This window comes from Sphingobacterium sp. SGL-16, assembly GCF_011043515.1.
GTDB lineage: Bacteria > Bacteroidota > Bacteroidia > Sphingobacteriales > Sphingobacteriaceae > Sphingobacterium > Sphingobacterium litopenaei.
Genome location: NZ_JAAKGQ010000005.1, coordinates 65,075 through 86,734 on the forward strand (window position 1 = coordinate 65,075; position 21,660 = coordinate 86,734).

21 protein-coding genes are annotated in these 21,660 nt (G+C 34.3%); 10 read left to right on the forward strand and 11 right to left on the reverse strand.

Annotated elements, in window-relative coordinates; all coding sequences use genetic code 11:
* Window positions 1-2: 2 nt before the first annotated feature.
* The 3 genes from G5B32_RS03325 to gpmI form a co-directional block, all read right to left on the reverse strand.
* Window positions 3-800 carry an esterase/lipase family protein gene (locus G5B32_RS03325; protein ID WP_165290140.1) on the reverse strand — a complete coding sequence of 266 codons (798 nt, stop codon included), beginning with the start codon at window positions 798-800 and terminating at the stop codon, window positions 3-5.
* 289 nt (window positions 801-1,089) lie between these two features.
* Window positions 1,090-1,617 carry a hypothetical protein gene (locus tag G5B32_RS03330; protein ID WP_165290141.1) on the reverse strand — a complete coding sequence of 176 codons (528 nt, stop codon included), beginning with the start codon at window positions 1,615-1,617 and terminating at the stop codon, window positions 1,090-1,092.
* A gap of 10 nt (window positions 1,618-1,627) precedes the next feature.
* Window positions 1,628-3,166 carry a 2,3-bisphosphoglycerate-independent phosphoglycerate mutase gene (gene gpmI, locus G5B32_RS03335; RefSeq protein ID WP_165290142.1) on the reverse strand — a complete coding sequence of 513 codons (1,539 nt, stop codon included), beginning with the start codon at window positions 3,164-3,166 and terminating at the stop codon, window positions 1,628-1,630.
* Window positions 3,167-3,304: 138 nt separating this feature from the next.
* Between gpmI and G5B32_RS03340 the strand changes: the two genes are divergently transcribed.
* The 4 genes from G5B32_RS03340 (at window position 3,305) to G5B32_RS03355 (ending at window position 6,169) form a co-directional block, all read left to right on the forward strand.
* A complete protein-coding gene (locus G5B32_RS03340) occupies window positions 3,305-3,682 on the forward strand; it encodes a DUF4783 domain-containing protein (protein WP_165290143.1) in 378 nt (125 codons plus the stop codon).
* A 72-nt stretch (window positions 3,683-3,754) separates the two neighbouring features.
* On the forward strand, window positions 3,755-4,612 hold the full coding sequence (gene nadC, locus G5B32_RS03345; protein ID WP_165290144.1) for a carboxylating nicotinate-nucleotide diphosphorylase: 858 nt from the start codon (window positions 3,755-3,757) through the stop codon (window positions 4,610-4,612).
* Window positions 4,613-4,640: 28 nt separating this feature from the next.
* On the forward strand, window positions 4,641-5,288 hold the full coding sequence (gene plsY, locus G5B32_RS03350) for a glycerol-3-phosphate 1-O-acyltransferase PlsY (RefSeq protein WP_165290145.1): 648 nt from the start codon (window positions 4,641-4,643) through the stop codon (window positions 5,286-5,288).
* Between the two features lie 74 nt (window positions 5,289-5,362).
* Window positions 5,363-6,169 (forward strand): M48 family metallopeptidase, encoded by an 807-nt coding sequence (locus G5B32_RS03355; RefSeq protein ID WP_165290146.1) that lies wholly within the window; start codon window positions 5,363-5,365, stop codon window positions 6,167-6,169.
* A gap of 71 nt (window positions 6,170-6,240) precedes the next feature.
* Here G5B32_RS03355 and G5B32_RS03360 read toward each other — a convergent pair whose 3' ends face one another.
* Window positions 6,241-6,864 carry a 7-carboxy-7-deazaguanine synthase QueE gene (locus tag G5B32_RS03360; RefSeq protein ID WP_165290147.1) on the reverse strand — a complete coding sequence of 208 codons (624 nt, stop codon included), beginning with the start codon at window positions 6,862-6,864 and terminating at the stop codon, window positions 6,241-6,243.
* Between the two features lie 131 nt (window positions 6,865-6,995).
* Here G5B32_RS03360 and G5B32_RS03365 point away from each other — a divergent pair, with 131 nt between their 5' ends.
* Window positions 6,996-10,607 (forward strand): gliding motility-associated C-terminal domain-containing protein, encoded by a 3,612-nt coding sequence (locus G5B32_RS03365; RefSeq protein WP_165290148.1) that lies wholly within the window; start codon window positions 6,996-6,998, stop codon window positions 10,605-10,607.
* Window positions 10,608-10,609: 2 nt separating this feature from the next.
* On the opposite strand, the gene G5B32_RS03370 is transcribed toward G5B32_RS03365, so the two are convergent.
* A complete protein-coding gene (locus G5B32_RS03370) occupies window positions 10,610-11,542 on the reverse strand; it encodes a zinc dependent phospholipase C family protein (RefSeq protein ID WP_165290149.1) in 933 nt (310 codons plus the stop codon).
* Between the two features lie 118 nt (window positions 11,543-11,660).
* Between G5B32_RS03370 and G5B32_RS03375 the strand changes: the two genes are divergently transcribed.
* The 3 genes from G5B32_RS03375 to G5B32_RS03385 are packed head-to-tail and all read left to right on the forward strand — an operon-like array spanning window position 11,661 to window position 14,267.
* Window positions 11,661-12,647, forward strand: a complete 987-nt coding sequence (locus tag G5B32_RS03375) for a glycosyltransferase family protein (RefSeq protein ID WP_165290150.1) — start codon at window positions 11,661-11,663, stop codon at window positions 12,645-12,647.
* Window positions 12,644-13,372 carry an FKBP-type peptidyl-prolyl cis-trans isomerase gene (locus G5B32_RS03380; protein WP_165290151.1) on the forward strand — a complete coding sequence of 243 codons (729 nt, stop codon included), beginning with the start codon at window positions 12,644-12,646 and terminating at the stop codon, window positions 13,370-13,372. The genes G5B32_RS03375 and G5B32_RS03380 overlap by 4 nt, the downstream gene beginning before the upstream one ends.
* Window position 13,373: 1 nt before the next feature.
* Window positions 13,374-14,267, forward strand: coding sequence for an aldo/keto reductase (locus G5B32_RS03385; RefSeq protein ID WP_165290152.1), 894 nt, complete (start codon window positions 13,374-13,376; stop codon window positions 14,265-14,267).
* Window positions 14,268-14,312: 45 nt separating this feature from the next.
* Here the strand turns inward: G5B32_RS03385 and G5B32_RS03390 are convergent, their stop codons facing one another.
* The 6 genes from G5B32_RS03390 to panB form a co-directional block, all read right to left on the reverse strand.
* Window positions 14,313-16,256, reverse strand: coding sequence for an alpha-galactosidase (locus G5B32_RS03390; RefSeq protein ID WP_206366777.1), 1,944 nt, complete (start codon window positions 16,254-16,256; stop codon window positions 14,313-14,315).
* Window positions 16,181-16,510 (reverse strand): hypothetical protein, encoded by a 330-nt coding sequence (locus G5B32_RS17060; RefSeq protein ID WP_206366778.1) that lies wholly within the window; start codon window positions 16,508-16,510, stop codon window positions 16,181-16,183. The genes G5B32_RS03390 and G5B32_RS17060 overlap by 76 nt, the downstream gene beginning before the upstream one ends.
* Window positions 16,511-16,786: 276 nt before the next feature.
* Window positions 16,787-17,587 (reverse strand): murein L,D-transpeptidase catalytic domain family protein, encoded by an 801-nt coding sequence (locus tag G5B32_RS03395; protein ID WP_165290153.1) that lies wholly within the window; start codon window positions 17,585-17,587, stop codon window positions 16,787-16,789.
* 83 nt (window positions 17,588-17,670) lie between these two features.
* Window positions 17,671-18,702 (reverse strand): L,D-transpeptidase, encoded by a 1,032-nt coding sequence (locus G5B32_RS03400; protein ID WP_165290154.1) that lies wholly within the window; start codon window positions 18,700-18,702, stop codon window positions 17,671-17,673.
* A gap of 50 nt (window positions 18,703-18,752) precedes the next feature.
* Window positions 18,753-19,358 carry a hypothetical protein gene (locus tag G5B32_RS03405; RefSeq protein WP_165290155.1) on the reverse strand — a complete coding sequence of 202 codons (606 nt, stop codon included), beginning with the start codon at window positions 19,356-19,358 and terminating at the stop codon, window positions 18,753-18,755.
* Window positions 19,359-19,367: 9 nt separating this feature from the next.
* On the reverse strand, window positions 19,368-20,183 hold the full coding sequence (gene panB, locus G5B32_RS03410) for a 3-methyl-2-oxobutanoate hydroxymethyltransferase (RefSeq protein WP_165290156.1): 816 nt from the start codon (window positions 20,181-20,183) through the stop codon (window positions 19,368-19,370).
* A 111-nt stretch (window positions 20,184-20,294) separates the two neighbouring features.
* Between panB and G5B32_RS03415 the strand changes: the two genes are divergently transcribed.
* Window positions 20,295-21,038 (forward strand): RluA family pseudouridine synthase, encoded by a 744-nt coding sequence (locus G5B32_RS03415; protein ID WP_165290157.1) that lies wholly within the window; start codon window positions 20,295-20,297, stop codon window positions 21,036-21,038.
* Between the two features lie 11 nt (window positions 21,039-21,049).
* Window positions 21,050-21,655: a TlpA family protein disulfide reductase gene (locus G5B32_RS03420; RefSeq protein WP_165290158.1), complete on the forward strand. Its 606-nt coding sequence runs from the start codon at window positions 21,050-21,052 to the stop codon at window positions 21,653-21,655.
* The last annotated feature ends 5 nt before the right edge of the window (window positions 21,656-21,660 follow it).

The following is a 21,660-nucleotide window of genomic DNA, read 5'->3' on the forward strand; positions in this document are numbered from 1 at the left end:
AACTATGCATATAATGATTTGACAACTAAATGATAAGGTATTAAATATTGGCTATCAGGTTTGCATATGGCATGATGAGCTTTGTTTTCCACTAATAATGGAATAGGATCTTGTCCAAAGTGTTCGTTTCTAACGATTTCTTCCTCCTTGGACCAAATGATTTGGTCAGCTATCGTAAAGTTTCCTTGTTTTTTATCCAGTAGCTGCATTGAATCATGTAGCAGGTTTTGAATAATAAATGAATTGGGTTTTAAATCCTCTAAAACTGGAAAGGATATAAGTCCTAATCCCGACAATATCGTTTCAATTGACGACAAACTTTCAAAAATAAGATTTCTCATTTTAAAGCCATGATGGGCAGGAGCGAAAAGAATCATTTTGCAGGAATCTAACCATTCTTTATGGTCCCGTTTGGCTAATAATAGCGCTTTGCGCAGAACTAATGCACCTAAAGAGTGAGCGACGAGTACAATTTGTCCGTATTTAAACGATTGCGTGATAAATGTTCTTTCAATACCCCATGCATTAGGTGAATTTTCTGTCAAATTGCTCAGGGTATTATATAAATTTTGAGAACTTTGAGCAGCAGGATTTTTTAGGCTATCATATCCATAAAATAGTATATCAGCATTTTTGAAATCATTATTTAAGCGTATAAAATCTGGAAATTCTCCCCAAGTATTAATTGATCTACCATTAAAACCATGTATAAAAATCACCAATGTCTGGGGATTATCAAGTGCGAAAAAAGCAGTGGTATGGCTTCCTTCATCAATAAAAATAGGAGGTGTATGATTCATTTTATTGTAGTTTAAAGTGTGTTAGAATTGTTAATATTAAATTATGAAATTTAAATTAATAATTAAAATATTTTCTTAATAAAATATTAAAGTTTGTTTTGTTTAATTGTGGTTTCCATTGATTTTATCATGTTTTAATGAGAATATTGCTTTTTGAGGATAATATAATACAGTTATAACAGATATTTTTTTGAGGAAGGTGATTGATAATCACTGATAATAATAGATTAACGATACGAAAGATTAAATGAATGGAGAGGAGATCTTTGGCTGTAGGTTGGTTGTAGTATTAATGAATTATACCTTTAATAAGGTATCTATTATTTCCCATTCCTTTTACGTATTGTTTTTTATCAAGGATATAAGAATTGCCTACGTTATAATTCATTGTTTCTTCATTTACAAAAAGTAAATTTTGCGTTTTCTTATAAATGCTTATTTCAGCAGGTAAGTTTTGGTTGAAAATAACTTTTACTGTTATTTTGGTTTTAGAGTCGGAAGGCGTAGAATAAATTAAAGTATCTCTATTTGATTCTTTAAGAAATTCAGTTCCAGATTTATTGATGTCAATAGTAGAAAATTGTGCAAGCTCTTTTTCCCAATTGGAAATTTTAATTTCCTTGCTTTCCGATGATTTATCGTTTGAAACTGTTTTGGTGACAGTTGGATTCAATGTTTGAAGTTTTTGTACTTCTTCCTTAAAGAATTGAGGGATATCAAATTCTGTTGTAGTTGATTGTGAAGACAAAGAAGTATTGCAACTGTATAATAATACAGCTGCAATACTTAAGAAAGGTATAAATTTAAATGTCTTCAATGAATCATTATTAATTTACTAATACATTGCCTGTCATTTCCAATGGAATGTCCAGATTCATCAATCGTAATACAGTAGGAGCGACATCTCCTAATTTACCATCTGCGATAGAAGAATAATCTTTATCAATTAGAATACAAGGAACAAGATTTGTCGTGTGTGCTGTATTTGGAGAGCCATCTTCATTTAGCATGAATTCAGAATTACCATGATCCGCTAAGATGATGAAGGAATATCCAAATTCTAATCCGGTTTCTACAACTTTCTTTAGACATACATCCACCGTCTCGACAGCTTTTACTACAGCCTCAAATACACCTGTATGTCCGACCATATCAGGATTAGCAAAATTCAGACATATAAAATCTGGACGATTGCTTACGATATCATTACAAATTGCATCCGCAATACCATAAGCGCTCATTTCAGGTTGAAGATCGTAAGTCGCTACTTTCGGAGAAGGAATCAACAGTCGATGTTCACCTTTGAACTCGTCCTCGCGACCTCCAGAGAAGAAAAATGTCACGTGTGGATATTTTTCTGTTTCTGCAATACGGACTTGAGTTTTACCTTGTGCTTCTAAAGCCTCACCTAACGTATTGGTTAGATTATCTTTTTGGAAGATTACTTTTACCCCTTTGAATGTATCATCGTATGATGTCATGGTTACATAATACAAATTCAAAGGCTTCATGTTATATTCAGGAAACTCTTGTTGCGTTAATGCAATTGTAATTTCGCGGCCACGGTCAGTTCGGAAATTAAAACAGAATACTACATCGCCTTCTTTAATCACTGCTTTTGGTGAGCCGTCATGGTTAGCAATAAAAATTGGCTTAATAAATTCATCAGTTACTCCAGCTTTGTAGGATTGTTTGATAGATTCTTGTAAGTTAGAAGAGTGTTGACCTATTCCTTTAGTCAATAAATCATATGCTTCTTTTACGCGTTCCCAACGATTATCTCTATCCATAGCATAGTAACGACCGATAGCAGAGGCAATCGTTCCAACTGAAGTTGCTAAGTGACTTTCTAGATCTTTAACATATTCCAAACCACCATTAGGATCTGTATCACGACCATCTAGAAAAGCGTGAATAAAAACTTGGTCGTTATTAAATCCTGCTACTTTGGCCGCATCACATAATGATTTAAGATGCGAAATGTGCGAGTGTACACCACCATCAGACAACAATCCAATGAAATGTACATTCTTATTGTTTTGTTTTGCATAGTCAAAAGCATCTTGAATTACCTGATGACTTTCGAATATACCATCTTTTGCCGCCTTATTAATACGTCCAAGTTCTTGATATACTACTCTTCCAGCACCTAAATTCATGTGACCTACTTCGGAGTTACCCATTTGACCTTCTGGAAGACCTACAGCTTCGCCTGAGGCTTCAAGTTTTGAATTAGGGTATTTTTCTAATAGAGAATTTAAATAAGGAATCTTTGCTGCTAATACAGCATTTGAATTATCATTTTTGCCATAACCCAATCCATCCAGGATGATTAAGGCTACTTTCTTTTGATTTAAGTTGTCCACACACAAATATAAAAAATCCTAAGCTTAAGTTATTAAATTCTGAAATGAAATTATTCGATTCTGATAATTTGCTATTTTGTTGGAATAATATTGTATGAAAGGGGTTGTATTGATATATTCGCACATATTTTCTAGTTGATGGGTAAAATTTTATACGTTTTAATTTTTATTTTGTCTGTATTTGATCCTTCAAATTTTCGAGAGATTGATAAAATGATTGGAAATGCGCTGAGGAATGGTGATGCTAAAGAATTAAGTAAATTTTTTACTTCTTCTGTAAAGATTTCTATACATAGAAATGTACAGATTGCATCAAAATATCAGGCTGAATTGATTGTATCGGAATACTTGAGTGAGAATAAATTAAGTGAGATAAAAATTTCTCGCTTGAATGAAAGTCAGCCCAACCATTTGGTTGTCTATAATGCTAAAACTCACAATAAACCAATCCGAATATTAATTAAAACAGTAAAATTAAAGGAAAGCGAATTTATTTCGGAATTCCGAGTTGAATAGAAATTTATTTTCACGTAACATATATTTTGCTCATCTTAGCTTAATATTTTTATAGATTATTGAACAAATATAATGGATTTAGCATATAAAAATCTCTTGAAAGCTTTTGTGGATCAAGCCATTCAGGAAGATGTACAAGATGGCGATCACACAACTTTAGCCTCATTACCAGAAGATAAGTTGGGTGAAGCAAAGTTGTTGGTTAAAGACAATGGAATTTTATCTGGAGTAGAAGTAGGAGTAGAGATTTTTAAACAAATCGATGAAGATTTACAAGTACAGGTGCTCATCGAAGATGGTGCAGAAGTAAAATTCGGAGATATTGCATTGCTTGTTCGTGGAAGGATCCATTCTATTTTGAAAGCAGAGCGTTTAGTATTAAATGTGATGCAGCGCATGTCTGGTATTTCTACACGCACCGCTGAATATGTAAAAGAGTTAGCGGGTACGAATACTAAGGTGTTGGATACTAGAAAGACTACGCCGCTATTACGATTTTTAGAAAAACGTGCTGTTGTATTGGGGGGAGGCGTGAACCATAGATTTGGTTTATATGATATGATCTTAATAAAAGATAATCATGTGGATTATGCAGGCTCAATCTCTAACGCCGTAAATAATGCTATTGCTTACAAGCAAAAGAATAATATAAATATCCCTATAGAAGTAGAAGTTCGAAGTTTTGATGAATTGAATGAACTTTTGTCCTGTCAAGGTGTTGATAGAGTGATGTTCGATAATTTTACCCCAGAAAACGTGAAAAAGGCTGTTGAATTGGTTGGTAGTAGGTTGATTACTGAAGCATCAGGAGGTATTGATTTAACAACTATTCGTTCATATGCATTATCAGGGGTTGATTATATCTCTGTTGGTGCATTGACACACTCGGTGAAAAGTTTAGATTTGAGTTTAAAAGCTAAGCTTATTTAGTATTTTTGTTAAGGATTTAAAAAAATTAATGATTTCATTATATCTATTTGGTGTAGTTGTACTAGCCTATTTGTTTGGTTCCATTCCTACAGCGGTATGGTTTGGTCAAGCATTTTACGGGGTAGATGTGCGGGAGTATGGTAGTGGTAATGCAGGTGCGACTAATACATTTCGGGTTTTGGGAAAGAAAGCTGGAATTATTGTGATGCTTGTAGATATTTTTAAAGGTTGGACAGCAACCAATTTACCTTATTTGTTAGATTCGGGAATTGTTGGAACATCCGATTCTATACATTTTGTGAATTTTCAGTTGGCACTAGGAGTCATTGCTGTTTTAGGTCACTTATTCCCAATTTTTGCAGGATTTAGAGGCGGAAAGGGCGTTGCTACCTTGTTTGGGATGGTGATTGCTATACAACCGTTAGCGGCATTATGTTGTGTGACTATTTTTCTTTTATGTCTTCTTATTAGTCATTACGTTTCTTTAAGTTCAATTAGTGCGGGTTTTACATTCCCTATTAGCTTGGCTTTAATTATAAAAACAACTGTGCCTTCTTTGATGTTGTATGCTATAGCAATCTGTGTTTTGATACTTATTACACATCAAAAAAATATTGAACGCTTACTCAAAGGAAAAGAATCTAAAATTTACTTATTCAAAAAATCTTCAAAATAATTTCGAAGAATTGAACTTTTAGGAATTATTATTGTCTTTAATAGGTATAAAGAAATTATAAAACAAAAATTATCATGAAAAAGATATTTACTTATGCATCTTATGTGTTGTTGGGAGCAACATTGATGGGCTGTGCTACTTCAGCAGTTACAGGTAGAAAATACTTGAAACTGGTGGATAGCGAAACTATAAATCAGCAAGCAAGCTTAGCCTATAAAGAGTTTTTAAGTGATAAAAGCACAAAAGTAGTTACGGGAACTGCACAGGCTACAGCTGTAAAAAGAGTAGGTAATAATATAGCAGCTGCGACTCAAAGATATTTGCAACAAAAAGGGATTGCTGATCAATTTAATTTTAATTGGGAATTTAACCTTATTCAGAATGATGATGTCAATGCTTGGTGTATGCCAGGTGGTAAAGTAGCTGTATTCACTGGTATTTTGCCTCTTTCGGGAACTGATGGTGGTTTAGCAACAATTATGGGACATGAGATTGCGCATGCTTTAGAAGAACATTCTGTAGCGCAGGTTTCTAATCAAATGGCTTTGCAGTTAGGAGCTCAGGTATTGGGTGCTGCATCTCAGATGTCAAATAATAAGGGTGTAGCTGTATTAAATCAAGTATACGGTATTGGTGCACCAATCGGTATGTTGAAGTTCTCTAGAAATGATGAGTTAGCGGCTGATAAAGCTGGTTTAATTATTATGGCGATGGCTGGTTATGATCCAAATGAAGCTGTAAAATTCTGGGAAAGAATGGCTGCAGCCAAGTCTGGTGCTAATTCTGTGCCTGAATGGTTAAGTACACACCCTAGTGATGCTAGACGTATTGCACAGATTCAATCTTTAGTACCAGAAGCAATGCAATACTATAAAAAGTAATTAAAGGCATTAATATATTGAAAACGCCAAATGAGGAATCATTTGGCGTTTTTCTTTTTACTATCTATTGATTATGGAATGTTCAAATACTTATGTGTTTGTAAAGAAATATTCCATTTTGGATTATCCTTTACATAATCAATGATTAGGGGAGTTACTTCTGCAGCTTTGGACCACTCGGGTTGCAAATAAAGTTTGCAATTAGGACCTACCATTTTTGCGTGTTCCTCAGCCCATAAGAAGTCAGATTTATTAAATACGATAACTTTTAGTTCACCCGCAACAGCAAGCACTTCTGGTCTCGGAGCTTTAAATTTCTTCGGTGAAAGACATATCCAATCCCAATACCCGCTTAAAGGATAAGCTCCTGAAGTTTCAATAAAAGTCTGTATTCCTTCTTCTTTAAGACGAGACGTCAATAAGTCCAAATTATAGATCAAAGGTTCTCCTCCTGTAATGACCACTGTCTTCGCTGGTTGTGATTGGGCATTTTCAACAATTGTTTCAGCGCTAGTAAGTGGATGTAAAGTTGCGTCCCAACTTTCTTTGACATCACACCAATGACAACCAACATCACATCCTCCAAGACGAATAAAATAAGCCGCTTTTCCGGTATGATATCCTTCTCCTTGAATTGTGTAAAATTCCTCCATAAGAGGTAGTAATGAGCCGTCTTCTGGTACTTGATGTGACATTATCTAAATTTTAAGATGCAAAGGTACGATTTATTCATGTTATGTAGTATTATGGAATAAGTAAACTATTTACCTATTGGTTATTTAAGTGTCAAAATGTTATATTTACAACACGACTTCCAATGTAAATTATGAGGGAAAACCTAAAGGTATTATTAATTATATTTTTCTTTTTTCAATTTAATGTAGCTTTTTCTGATGGATCTAAAGACTTATATCCAACTGGGGTGAAGGGCGCACGAGCATATATGGAAACTGAAGTTTATAATGGTAACATACTTTATCATAATTTTTATAATAATGGTAGACATTTCGCATATGTGAAAAAAAATGAAATATTAGCTGTTAGTTCCAGCGCTCAAGGTATAGGTAATGGAACTATTCGTGTATATAGTCCATCTGGACATTTGTCTTCACCATCCAATAATACAGTAGGTAGAATCACCGCTCGGCCGGGAATGAATAATAGAGAAGCTGAATTAGCAGGTCCTCGATTAGGTTATGATGCGTATGAAATTCCAGTTGATGAAGAAGGGATTTGGACTATTGAATTTACTTCACCAGGAAATTCAAGTACGCTTCCTAATAATTTAGCAAATGAAAACTGGACTCAAGAGGCTAATCAAAATTTTATTGCTGCATGGGATATTTCAGTTAGAAATGAGTCAGATACCGATTGGTTGACGGGTAGAGTTTTTGCCAATGTTCTTAATCTCCATTTAAATGGTGGAGGGATGACAGATCCCAATTATGCTTATTATGGATTGAATTATGTCCTTACCAAAGATGGATACTATTATCGTGTAGATGGCAATGGGAGTATAGGTCTGAGATTTACTTATTTTGTCAATAATTCGGGTGTACTAGATCAGAACAATATTCCTATTTACAAAAGTTCGCCAGCAGGTTTTAATGCCTCTATACACAATCCAAACGGTAATGATGTAGGTAATGAGTTTATCACGCACAAGATATTTTATACCTTACCGAATCTGGATTTGCCTAAAATTAGTAGAAGTCACTTTGGAGAAACCTGGTTACTAAATGAAATTCAAATACCACAAGTAAAGAATATCAATTTTGAGGGTTCTGAAAAGACTTCTAATAATGTCAATACTAAAGGAGTAAAAATAAATTTTGAGACTAATTATGCTGGACGATATAAAATAACAATTAAAAGTAACGATCAGAATATTAGTTTTCAGCCTTTTGAAGCAATTGTAAATGCTACTGTAGGTAATAACGAGTATGAGTGGAAAGGTGTAGATGGAGAAAATAATTTTGTTCCTCATGGGGGGTATAATATACAAGTAAGCGTAGCTTCTGTAGAAGGAGAAGTTCATTTTCCGTATTTTGATATGGAAATAAATCCCAATGGACTCAAGTTAGAGCGCTTTGATAGGGAAACAAATACCCTTTCGCCAGCAATTCTTTATTGGGATGATAGTGATATTCCTCTCGGTAATAATTTTGGAGAACATTCCAATCCTATAACCAATCTTGCTGGGATATTAAGCAGTCAAAATGGTCATCGATGGGGGACCTATACTGCCTTTTCTGGAGCTCCATTTAATAATAATTTGTTTACAGGAAATAATAGCTTTGGAAATAATATGGCTATGGATACTTGGTCATATGCTGTTCAGGTAGATGAATCTATTGAAAAAGAAATAGTAGTTGAGGTCGCTGATCTAGAAGTGATTTCGATAGATGCTGACAAAGATACAATTGAGCTTAATGATAGAGTGAATTATACCATGCGTGTACGCAATAATGGTCCATCAGATGTAATCGGAAGTAACTTTGAGTTTAGTCTACCTGAAGGTTTTACTATTGAAAATATTAATTTTATAGGAGGTGATTGTGCTTCCATTGGTTTGCAAACAATAACTAAAAATATAGCTAACATTCATATCGATATCAAAAATGGGTGTGAAGCGGTTTTTATCATTCGAGCTTTTGCAAATAATGTTCCTGATGCCACATATGGCATTGTTCCAGCGGAAGCTGGTATAGTTCGTCCTAAAGGATATACAGATCCTGATGCAACTCTGGACGACAATGCTGCCCTTGCTCCCAGATCAGCACGAGAGGAATGTTCTCCACAAGGCTGCAATAATATCAAAATTAATTCAGATGTGTTTTTGTTGGAACCTTTAAATGAAAGAGGTCAGATTGCATTATTAAAACAAGCAAGACATATCGATCAAAATAATTCAGGTTTCCAGGAAGAAGGAGAAATAATAGAATATAAATTTACTATCAGAAATACAGGGGAAGTGGTGGTAAAGGATTTTATTCTCATTGACACGTTAGTTAGCATGGATACTATTGTCATCAATGGTATTATGTTGGCTAAAAATCAACAGCATGAATTTATTCTGCCTTATACAATTACAAGACAGGATGTAATTAATGGCGAGGTAATGAATCAAGCTTTGGTTATGGGGAAGAATCCAAGAAACTTTGATGTAAAGGATTTATCCGGGACTGATTTCAATAATAATCAAAAAACCAGATTGGATATTGACCAAAGGCCATTATTTCAATTGAAGAAAACAGTTAAAAATGCAGGACAAGGTTCTGGTGAGAATGGACAATTTACGATCGGTGATGAAATTATATATCAATTCGAGATTAAACATGAGGGGAATATTTCTATTCATAATATCAAATTAATTGATGAACTACTATTCCAATCGCCTCAAGATCTTAGTATAAATAAAATAGACAACCAGATAACAACTGTCGAATATACTTATCGAGTAACGGTAGATGATATTCGTCGAGGTTTTGTAGAAAATACAGCCATTGTAGAAGGGTATGATACTAAATACAATAATGCATTACGCGATACGTCAGGTACTACTTTTGAAAATAATGATGTTACTAAAACTTTAGTCGCCAAACCGCCTATTGCCAAAGCAGATAAGATTGATGTTTATCAAGGTGCAAATGTGGAATTAAATGTGTTAGCTAATGATGAAAGAGGTAGTAGTGATTGGAATAATGGACGGGTTGAGATTATTGATCCTCCAATTATGGGTAGATTGGAGGTTAATGGTATTAATATATTATATACGCAATATAATAATCTTGAAAGTGGAGAAGATTTTTTCACCTATAGGATCCATGATAATAGCAGATTAACTAGTGAAATCGTTGGAGTTGATTTAACGATAATTAAAACAGTTCCTATTACAGTTGACGATTATTTTGTTCAATATTATAATACTAGAGTGACAATATCACCTGCAGATAATGATTATGTAGAAAATTCAGAGCTGGATTTTGAAAGCATAACGATAATTAATCAACCAATGAATGGAAGGTTAGTTTATATGGGAAAAGGAAAATTTACTTATACCTCGGAGAAAACTTTCTCAGGAATTGATCAATTTACTTATCGCATCATGGACAAAAATGGTAACTGGTCTGAACCTGCTACAGTTAAAATTGAAGTAGCAGGTATTCTGATTCCAAATGTAATAACTCCAAATGGTGATGGTCTAAATGATACAGTTGAATTAATTGGAGTTTATCAATTTGAACGCGTAGAAATACAAATCTTTGATCGTTTTAAAAATCTTATTTACGAAAATTCGAATTATAAGAATGATTGGCAAGTGAGTTCAAGTGTGCGAGATGGAACATATTTTTATATTCTTAAGTTTAATAAAAAAGGAGAAAAGGCAATTATTAGAAAAGGTTCCTTATTAATTACTCGCGAGAAAATTAATTAGTTTTAATGCCATTCTTCGCGTCCAAGTATTTTCTTTTGCTCGTAATTTAGACTTTCATCTTCTGTAAGATTTGACTGTGTTATTGTTAGCAATTTGGGCTGACCCGCATCGAGCCATGCAGAGTACCAAAAAGAAGCGACAGCAAATATAGATGCCTTGAAACGTCTTTCCACCATACCATTTAGTTCGGTATTATAAGCTTGTACATAAGGATCAGAATAGGTTTGTATGAGTTGATTGTTTCTTTCTATATAAGATTTAATCTCAGAATCCCTAAAAGATCTGTTCAAAGCTTTTTCAATTAACAATACAGAATCAACTAAAGCATTGCTTTCACGCACTATCTTCCAAGCAAAATTAACTGGATCGGAAATATATTGGGCAGAGCCAATAAATAAATCATAATCTGTCATATACATCTCAGGAATAAGGGTTTCCCAGAGTGCATGAATTCCTATTTGGTTAGTGTATTGACCATTATAGTTACTAGTAGTATGTAAAGGAACATGTGCATCAGCTACATAATGACCCAGATCTGCACTCAATTGAATAATTCTTTTGTTGTCTTTGGACTTAAAAGCTTCCACTAGATTTTGGTATGTTCTGTTGATTTGCCAAGGCACAATACCTTGAGCTAATAATTTTCTTTCGTTTAGTTTTTCTTTGGCTTTAGACCAATGAATTGGAATGCTGTCTATATTTTCATATTTGTCTAGGTCAATATAATGTTTTGGACCTTCGATCGTATCAATATAACATCTCTTGTCCGCGTCAACGGCCTTGTCCGTTATTTGTTTAATACATGTTTTGTAAAAAGAAGCGAGTTCAGTGGGAAGTAAAAAGACCGCCGTTTGATTTATTTTTTTATGTGGATTGAATCCCCATGAACTAAGAAAGAACAGGCCAAGGACCAAGAAGATTGGGGAAGGTTTCATAATTAATGCGTTATACCATTAATTTAAGAAATTAAATTAATTAAAAGTAGTTTAATGTAAATTATGAGCCTTATTTAATAAAAATATGTATTTTCGATTTACTTTTTTATTGCTATTCATGAAGATATTATATGCTATTCAGGGGACAGGAAATGGACATTTATGCCGAGCGATGGATGTTATTCCATGCCTTCAGGCTTTCGGCGAAGTGGATGTTTTGATCAGCGGTATTCAGGCTGATATTTGTATTCCCTTCGATATCAAATATAGATTGCATGGATTAAGTTTTATATTCGGTAAATCGGGAGGTGTAGATCTTTGGAAAACGTTTATGAGCTCCACTGTGCGAAAATTGCTTCAGGAAATCAATGAAGTGCCGGTTCAGGATTATGATTTAGTGATCAATGATTTTGAGCCGATCACAGCTTGGGCTTGTCAAACAAAAGATCTACCATGTATTGGATTAAGTCATCAAATAGGAGCTATGCATCCTGACAGTCCTAAGCCAGATGAGACTGATATGATGGGGAAATTTATAATGAAAAATTATGCTCCGGTAACACAAGCTTATGGCTTTCATTTTAAACAATATCATCATTCGATTTTTACTCCCGTAATCCGAGAACCTATTCGTTCTTTAGAACCGACAAATGAAGGTCATTATACCGTATATTTGCCATCTTATGATGATGCGCATCTGCTGAAGCAACTGACTAAATTTACGGACGTGAATTGGGAGGTTTTCTCAAAACATAATACGAAACCATTGCATATGAAGAATGTCAAAATTCAGCCTATTAACAATGATGCTTTTGTAAAAAGTATGGCTTCTTCAGAAGGTGTATTGTGTGGAGCTGGATTTGAGACACCTGCAGAAGCACTATATTTGGGCAAAAAAGTATTGGCTATTCCAATGAAAAATCAATATGAGCAGCATTTGAATGCAGCTGCTTTAGAAGATATTGGCGTACCTGTTATCAAAAGTTTAAAAAAGAAATACGAGTATGATATTGAATTGTGGTTAAACAGCACCGATACGGTGAAGGTTGATTATCGCAACAATACCATGCAAATCGTAGAAACCATTATAAATAAAAATACATGAAGTTAAAATTTATTTACTCGTTATTAATCTTAGGGGCTAGTACAAGTTACCTACAAGCACAAACAAAGAAAACAACTACACCTACAAATAAAGCAACAGCTGTTAAGTCTTCTGTTCAAGAGTTTTCTTTGAAAACTTCCAATGATTCCTTGTCGTACGCATTAGGCATTGATGTAGCTAAAAATTTGAAAAATGCAGGTTTTGATGTAAGTACGGAAGTTTTTCATAAAGGTCTGGTTGCCGCCTTAAAAGAAGAAAAATTACTCTTGACTGAGGAGCAAAATATGGATATTATCCAAGGTGAGCTTGTTAAAGCTTATGAAAAGAAAAATGCGGAATTAAAAAAGCCTGGTGAAGATTTTTTGGCAAAAAATAAGGCTCGTCCCGAAGTCAAGGTTACTCCTGAAGGTGTGCAATATGAAGTATTGAAAGAAGGTGATGGACCACAGGCTACTGCTGATTCAGAAGTAGAAGTGCATTATAAAGGAACATTAATGGATGGAACTCAATTTGATAGTTCGTACGATCGTAATGAATCATTGACATTAGATTTGAATCGCGTGATTGAAGGTTGGAAAATAGGTATTCCATTGATGAAAGTCGGTTCAAAATATAAATTTTATATACCTTATAATTTAGCTTATGGTGAACGTGCTACAGGTTCAATTCCTGCGTTTAGTGCATTGATTTTTGAAGTAGAGCTATTAGGTATTAAAGCAGAATAAAATGAAATATAATAAGTTAGGCAAGTCAGATATAGTAGTTTCAGAAGTGGGGATAGGCTGTATGTCATTCAGTACGCATACGCGTACTGAAAGCGAATGTATTATCCAGAAATCCATTGATGAAGGAATAAACTACTTTGACACGGCTGACTTATATGATTTTGGTGAAAATGAAAAACTGCTGGGGCAAGCCATAAAAGGTTATCGTGAAAAGCTTGTCATCGCATCCAAGGTCGGCAATAGATGGAAAGAAGATAAATCGGGTTGGACTTGGGATGTCTCTGGCGATTATATAAATGAAGCAATAGATGAATCATTGCAACGTTTGCAAACGGATTATATAGACTTATACCAAATTCATGGCGGAACGAAGGAAGATAATTTTGAGGAAGTCGTGTATACTTTGGAAAAATTAGTAGAACATGGTAAAATAAGGACTTATGGTATATCATCTATTCGACCTAATGTCTTTTTACGCTATGCGAATGAATCCAATATTGTTTCCAATATGATGCAGTTTAGTCTTTTGGATACACGTCCGGAACCTTACTTACCTCCGTTGCAAACGGCAGACGTGTCCATATTAGCTAGAGGAAGTTTTGCTCAGGGAATGTTATTAGGAAAGCCTGCTAACGATTATTTAGATCATTCAAGCGAGCAAGTCGAAATAATAACCAAACAAATTGATCTTTTGGCTAATGAACTATCAGTTTCAAAAGAAGCTATTGCTTTAGCATTTTTGTTGAAATATCATAAAATCTCTTCTGCTGTAGTTGGGGTGAGCACCAAAGAGCAGTTGGATAAATTATTTACAGCCATCAATGAATTGGATAATTTGCAGATTGATTTCGGTAAATTAAATATTCCTAAGATCAATTATACAACACATGTATAATAATATAAGAAGCCGTAATTTATATTACGGCTTTTTATATTAATATTAATTACTTGTAATTTCTAATACAGAACTTTTTATACTTCCATTCAGGTACCAATCTAATCCGACTTTCATGAGGTAATCCCCACTGAAAGCTTGTTCATTTCTTTTGAACTGAGGTTTTTGATTAGGCATCAAGTTGATTTCTTTAATCGTATATCTTTTATTTGGATCTAAGCCTTTTAATATAATTTTATTGAAAACATCGCCTGTTAATGTGTTTAAATTATAATTAAACAACACTGCTTTTGATTTGTCTTCCGAAACGGTCATCCAAGCGGCATAATTATTTTGGTAAGGAGATATGAGACGGAAGATTTCTCCCTGTGCGATAACAGTTTGCAATCTGTTAAAATTCTTCACAGCATCTTGGCAATATTTTAATTCATCACCGCTCATTTTCTCAAGCTCAATATCAAAACCTAGCTTCCCACTCATGGCTACATCTGTACGGAATTTGATAGGCTGTTTACCCCAAGATGTGACGTGCGCACATTGTGCCGCAAAAGGGAAAAAGTACGAATAGGCATATTGTAGATATACACGGCGCAAACCATCGGTGTTATCGCTTGGCCAGAATTCTTGGAAATATTTCAAACCTCCATATTCAGCTCTTCCGCCACCACCACTACACCACATCATTTCTAAATCAGGATATTTATTACGGAAGCGTTCTAATACGCTATATAAGCCATTTACATAATCTACAAAAAGATTATTTTGATTGTCTTTTAGGTATGGAGAATATTGATTAGTCATATAACGATTACAGTCCCATTTGATGTATGCGATCTCTTTTCCATCTTGCATGATTTTATCAATGACACTATACACGTAATCCTGAACTTTTGGATTGGTTAGATCGTGAACTAATTGTTGTCTACGTTCGTCAATGTGGCGATTCGGCAGCTTTAGTACCCAATCAGGATGTTTTTCATATAATTCACTTTTTTGACTGATCATCTCAGGTTCTACCCAGATACCAAATTTTACACCTTTTTCATGCGCTAATTTCACCAAATGACCAATGCCATTTGGTAATTTTTGTTTATTTGGATCCCAATCACCTAAGCTTGTGTGGTCATTGTTGCGTGGATATTTATTTCCAAACCAGCCGTCGTCCAATAAAAATAAGTCAACACCCAATTTCTTAACATCACCAAACATGTGATCCAATTTCTGCTCATCAAAATCAAAATATGTCGCTTCCCAGTTATTAAGTAGGGTAGATCTTTTTTTACGGCCTTTGTAAATACCGTAATCTAAAGCCCATTTGTGTAAATTTCGACTGGCTTGACCTTTTCCTTTTGTTGTAAAAGTATAGATGAAAGTAGGGGTTTTAAACTCTTTACCAGCGGCTAAGTTGTAGGCAGAAGAATAATTGTTTATGCCTGGAAGTATTTGCAACAAATGACCAAAATCTTCGCTGTATTTCACATTCTCGAATGTAAGTTTGAAATTTCCAGACCAAGCTAATGTACCTGCAATGACTGTCCCTTCGTTTTCTGAGGCCGGTTTATCCACGGATAATAAAAAGGATGGTAAATCAAAATTGGTCGCTCTTGTGCCCAATTTTGATTCTATACGGTGAATACCTTGAGGCAATTGAACTTCTTCATTGCGCATTTCGTTGATCCAATCTCCATAGAAATGTTGTAAGTAGTATTTATCAGATTTTAACTGTAGTGCAGCTGAGGCAATATTTTCAATTGTAATAGCTTTTTTCTCTTTATTTGTTAGAGTGGACCAAGTTTCAATGACATTCTCTTTTTGATAAGCTTTGAAGGTTAATTTAACGTCAATCGCATATTTTGGATCTTTTAAATCAATTGTTGTAGTTATTACATTGCCATCATTTGCTTGTTGGTGCTTTATATATTCCAGTTGCGTAGAAGGGTTTCCGTCAACTTGTCTAAGCTGTAAAGCGGGTTCACGAACGGTATGCAATCCTCAGTAATCCAGGTATTAACCTTACTATTGGGTAATTGGGCGTAGTCATTCTTGTTGGAAAGTGATTCTCCTAAATATACTTGCTCCAGGCTTTTATTTTTACCTACTCGGAAAACTAAAGCCGTGTTTTGGGTTTCAATCAAAATATCCTGAGCTTTTAGTTGGAAGGATATTGCAATTAGCAAGAGGATGATCATAAAACGAGGTTTTGAATTCAATCCTTTTAGGCTGATTAATTTACTTTTACTCATAACGTGGTTTTTGTTTATTAAAAAAGGTTTGCTAAAATATGAATAATTTGTTTGAAAAATTAACTAAAACAATTATTAATACTATTGTTGTTTAATCTACAATATAATAAAATATTTTTTTATCTTAACAGTTAACTTATTTAGGGTGTTTATAATTCTGGGTTAGGAATTAAAATTTCAATTAATAAAATGAAATAGAATATAAATAATAAAGGCAGCATTATTATAATGCTGCCTTTATCAAAAACAAATTATGATTAGTATTAAACTTAAATTCTAGTACATAGCTATGCTATCAGCACCGCCAGTTACATCATGTTGAGCTAATAGTGTAATATGCGATTTTTTCAAAATCTTTGAACTAGCCATATAAGCAGGATCTTCTGCATATATAAATACCATAGTACCATTTTTGATGGTATTGATAATAGGTTTGTTCAATTCTCGGGGAAGGGCAGGACATCCGTAACTTCTTCCCAATCTTCCTGTAGCATTAATCACGGATTGACTACAATAATCTGCACCGTGGATTACAACGGCGCGAGCTTTAGCTTGATCGTTGATGCCTTTTTCCAAACCATTTAATACTAAAGAATATCCATTACCACCTTGATATGTATTTTCAGTCGTGTAAAAGCCCAATGAACTTTGGTATGAACCATGTCTGTTTGAAAACGCTTTAGCATATTTCTCTCCACTATTACGTCCATGAGAAACAATTGTATTAAATAACACTTTTTTGTTTTTCATGTCGATGACAAACATTCGTTTTTCCGTTGAAGGTAATGTAAAGTCAATTACGGTAATGATATCCTTATTATTAAAATTAAGATTTTCGTAACCAATCATTGCTTTATCAAAAGCTTCAAATTTTAATTTACCTTCCAGCCCAATTTCATCATACAAAAGCTCAGTCGCAGATTTAACATCTTTCGATTCTGTTTCTAAAGCGATATGATTAGATGGAATGCTGTCGGTTTTTAGTGGATTTAGGTAGGTTGCTGCGGTTTGACTAAATAAAGTAACAAGTCCCACGCAGGTTGTTGTAATTATTACAAATAATTTCGTTTTTTTCATAAGCACACTTCCTCTTTTCTTATACAAAGTTCGTTATCAATATTTTATAAAACTGTTAAGAAATGTTAAATCTTAACTTATGGTTAATCTATGACAATTACAAGGGAACTATATGGCTTAATCCAGTCGTAAACAAATTTAGAATGTGAGGAAGCGTTACGTACGCACATGTGAGATCTAGGCACAGTTCCTAAGCTCCAGCTTGTCTCGATAATCTTTCCTTTTGGATTGTTAACCGGGATTCCGTGTATATAAGCACCATTTGTAAAACGGGAAGCCCAAGGAGCAAAACCTTCAATCTCGCTACTACCATCTTTAGTGTAAAACATTTTTGCTTTTTGTTCCTGTACTAAAAACATTCCGACAGGTGTTTCCATAGCGTAAGGAGGATTATGCTTACCTGTAGTCGCTTTATTCATACTGCGTATATACCATGTATCTTTTACATGGTCTAATGCGCATATATTTTGGTTTGTAACATCTACTACCACAATATGTTTAAATGCCAACGAATCGCCCAGTGCTTTCACATAACGCTTTGGAATTTCCCATTCACCTTCAAAATTTGATAAGCCTTTCACTTTTACCATATCAAGCGTATCGCTAGAAAGCAGTTTTACTAACGAGCCATCACGGCCATAAATAATGGGATTTTTACTATCTCCAACACGGTATAAAGGTGCTGATTGGTAACGTTCTGTTCCAAGGGTATCAGATACGCGTTTGTATGCATTACGCTTATAGTTTGCAACTGTAGGAGCTTCTCCGTGTTTATTTTTATAATTTGATACGAGACCATATTCATTATGCTCCCGCTGAAAATTCTCGATATACGCTAATTTTTCCTTTATTTTTTCCCATTGAAACACGCGAAAAGTATCTTGATATTCGTATTTATCATCTAAAGTGTATTTATCGTACTTTAATTCCTTTTCGAGCTTGATGTCTTTCGCAGTGATAGGTCTCTTTTTCGCAGCTTCTTCTTGTTCTTTGCGTACTTGTTCAATGCTATCTTGTTTTTCTTTTTGAATTTCTTCAGGTGTTTTTGTTTTGTTAGAAGGTTTACAAGCTATGACAAACTGTATAATAAAAATAAATAGAAGTATGTTGCGCATAAAGCGTATAGTTGATTTAATAAATTTGACTTATTTCAAATATATTAAAATTAAATTATTGGGAATAATTTAGTTTCTATCTCGCGATCAAATAATTGTAATTTGTCGAAGAAGGGTTTTGTTTCTGGGTTTAATGCAATTATATAAGGGATATAATATACGTTACGGTGGGTAGTTTGTAATTTATAATATCCAAATAAAATACCATTGTTTTTTTGAACGGATTTTACTTCGGTGACACTTTTAATATCCGATAAAAGATTGAAAGTATCTATCTTACCTTTGTTTACTTCAATCTGGACTTGATTTGTCCTGGTGTTAAAAATAATTTGCTGATTTCTGGCAGCTTTGAGGTGATTGTTGAGAATAAAAAATTGACCTATCAAATATAGACTTATAGGAAGCATGATTAATGCAATTTTAAATTTGCTAGCTATTACAATGGTGATCAGTAGAATTACTATCCCTATTCCTACGGTAAGTAAGGTCTTCTGTACAGCAGATTTATAAATAGATATAGGTGCACTGATTTCAATAATCTCAGATGGGGTAGACAAGCGTTGTGTGGTACTCCAGGATCCAAAAATATTAAGCTTACGCACAATCGAGAAGATTAGCATAGCAATAAGTGCACCTATGATGATGATTTTTATCATCGAATGTTTTTAATATTGTTCGTTTTCGTTTGGATAATCTTGTGATTTCACGTCCGCTACATATTGTGACGCAGCGTTTGTTATAGTATCATAAAGATTAGCATATTGACGAAGGAATTTTGGCTTGAAATCTTTGGTCATGCCCAACATATCATTCACTACTAATACTTGACCATCGCAACCATTTCCTGCACCAATTCCTACTGTGGGAATATACAATGATTTAGAAACTTCTTCTGCTAATTTCGCAGGAATTTTTTCCAATACTATCGCAAAACATCCCGCTTCTTGTAAAGCTAATGCGTCGGATTTCAGTTTTTCAGCTTCTGCTTCTTCTTTAGCACGAACACCAAAATCACCAAATTTGTAGATGGATTGAGGTGTCAGGCCTAAGTGGCCACATACGGGAATACCCGCTTGAACGATTTTTTTGATGTTATCAATAATCTCTTCGCCACCTTCAAGTTTTAGGGCATGTGCACCAGATTCTTTCATCATACGTACCGCAGCTTCATAAGCTTTCTCTGTCGAACCTTGATACTCACCAAAGGGAAGATCTGCTAATACCATAGCTCTCTTTGCCCCACGAGCTACAGCCGCAGCATGATAAATCATGTTGTCTAAAGTAATAGGTAGTGTAGTTTCATAACCAGCAAACACATTTGCAGCCGAATCACCTACTAAAATAACGTCAATACCAGCTTCATCTACAGCTCTAGCCATTGAAAAATCATAACTCGTAAGCATACTGATTTTTTCGCCTCTCGCCTTCATATCGCGCAATGCCGAGGTAGTGACACGTTTTATGGGTTTGTGTACAGACATGGTCTCTTTTGTTTTGTTGCAAAATTATAAATAAAAATAGCTATCCCTTCATATTATTGTAAATAACCTCAAATATCAAAAATACTCGCTTGCTTTTGTTATTTTTGCAACATGGCGCAAAACGAAAACCGTTTATTTAAATTTCCAAAGTTCTCCGAACTAATTATTCATGAGGATGACAATCTTATCGTAATTAACAAACCACCTTTCGTAGCTTCACTAGATGAGCGTGAAGGGGGAGAAGTGAATATCCTACGTCTAGCCAAAAAGTATTATGCGGATGCGCAAATCTGCCACCGTTTGGATAAGGATACTTCGGGCATATTGTTAATTGCCAAAAATCCTGAAACTTATCGTTTGGTTTCTATTGAGTTTGAAAAACGTCGTGTTAATAAAATCTACCATGCTATTATTCAAGGCACGCATATTTTCAATGATTTGAAAGTTGATTTACCGATTTTGAATCAAGGAAATAAGAATGTGACTATTGATAGAGCAAATGGTAAACAAGCGGAAACTATATTCAATAGTATTAAATATTTCAAACATTATACGTTGGTAGAATGTAAGCCTATCACGGGTCGTATGCACCAAATTCGTATCCACTTAGCCACACAGCATGCAGCGATTGTAGGGGATGTGATGTATAGAGGAAAGCCAGTTTACTTATCCCAAATCAAGAAAAGAGGTTTTACGATGGGTAAAGAGCAAGAAGAGCTTCCCATTATGAAACGTTTTGCTTTGCATTCCAAAAAAGTAGACTTCACTATTGATGGTAAGCACTATGAATTCGAAGCTGAATATCCGAAAGATTTTGCTACCTTACTCAAACAATTGGAGAAGTTTGATTCCTAAATAGTTGATCTATGGAAAATAAGAGTAGTAAGAAGCGTAAATGGAACTATGTTCTTTGGGGTATATTAATTGTTGTTGTCTTAATGCCTCAAAGCAGAATGTTCATCCAAAAACAATTAATGAAGGTAGGATTTTTCCAACCTAAATTAGAAAAAGTGGATCAACCTTCACCGGAAAAGACCGCTATTACTACAGAAACTCCTAATAAAGCAACAGTTTCATTCAAAGATGAATCTGGACAGGTCTATAATGTAGATGAATTAAAGGGAAAAGTCTTATTTATCAATTTTTGGGCAACTTGGTGTCCTCCATGTAAAGCAGAAATGCCTTCCATCCAAAAGCTTTACGATAAGTTTAAAGGAAATGATAAAGTGAAATTTCTTTTAGTTGAAATTGAAGAGGACATTACGGGTGCAAATAAATTCCTAAAGCAAGAAAAATTAAATTTACCTATTGTATATCCAAATAGCAATATTCCAAAAACTTGGCTTTCTGGTGCTATTCCAACCACTGTTATTTTAGACAAAAATGGAGAAATGGTAGGTAGAGAGCAAGGGATGCGTGATTACAGCGCGAAGTCCGTTGAAGATTTTATCCAGAATCTAATAAATCAATAATATTT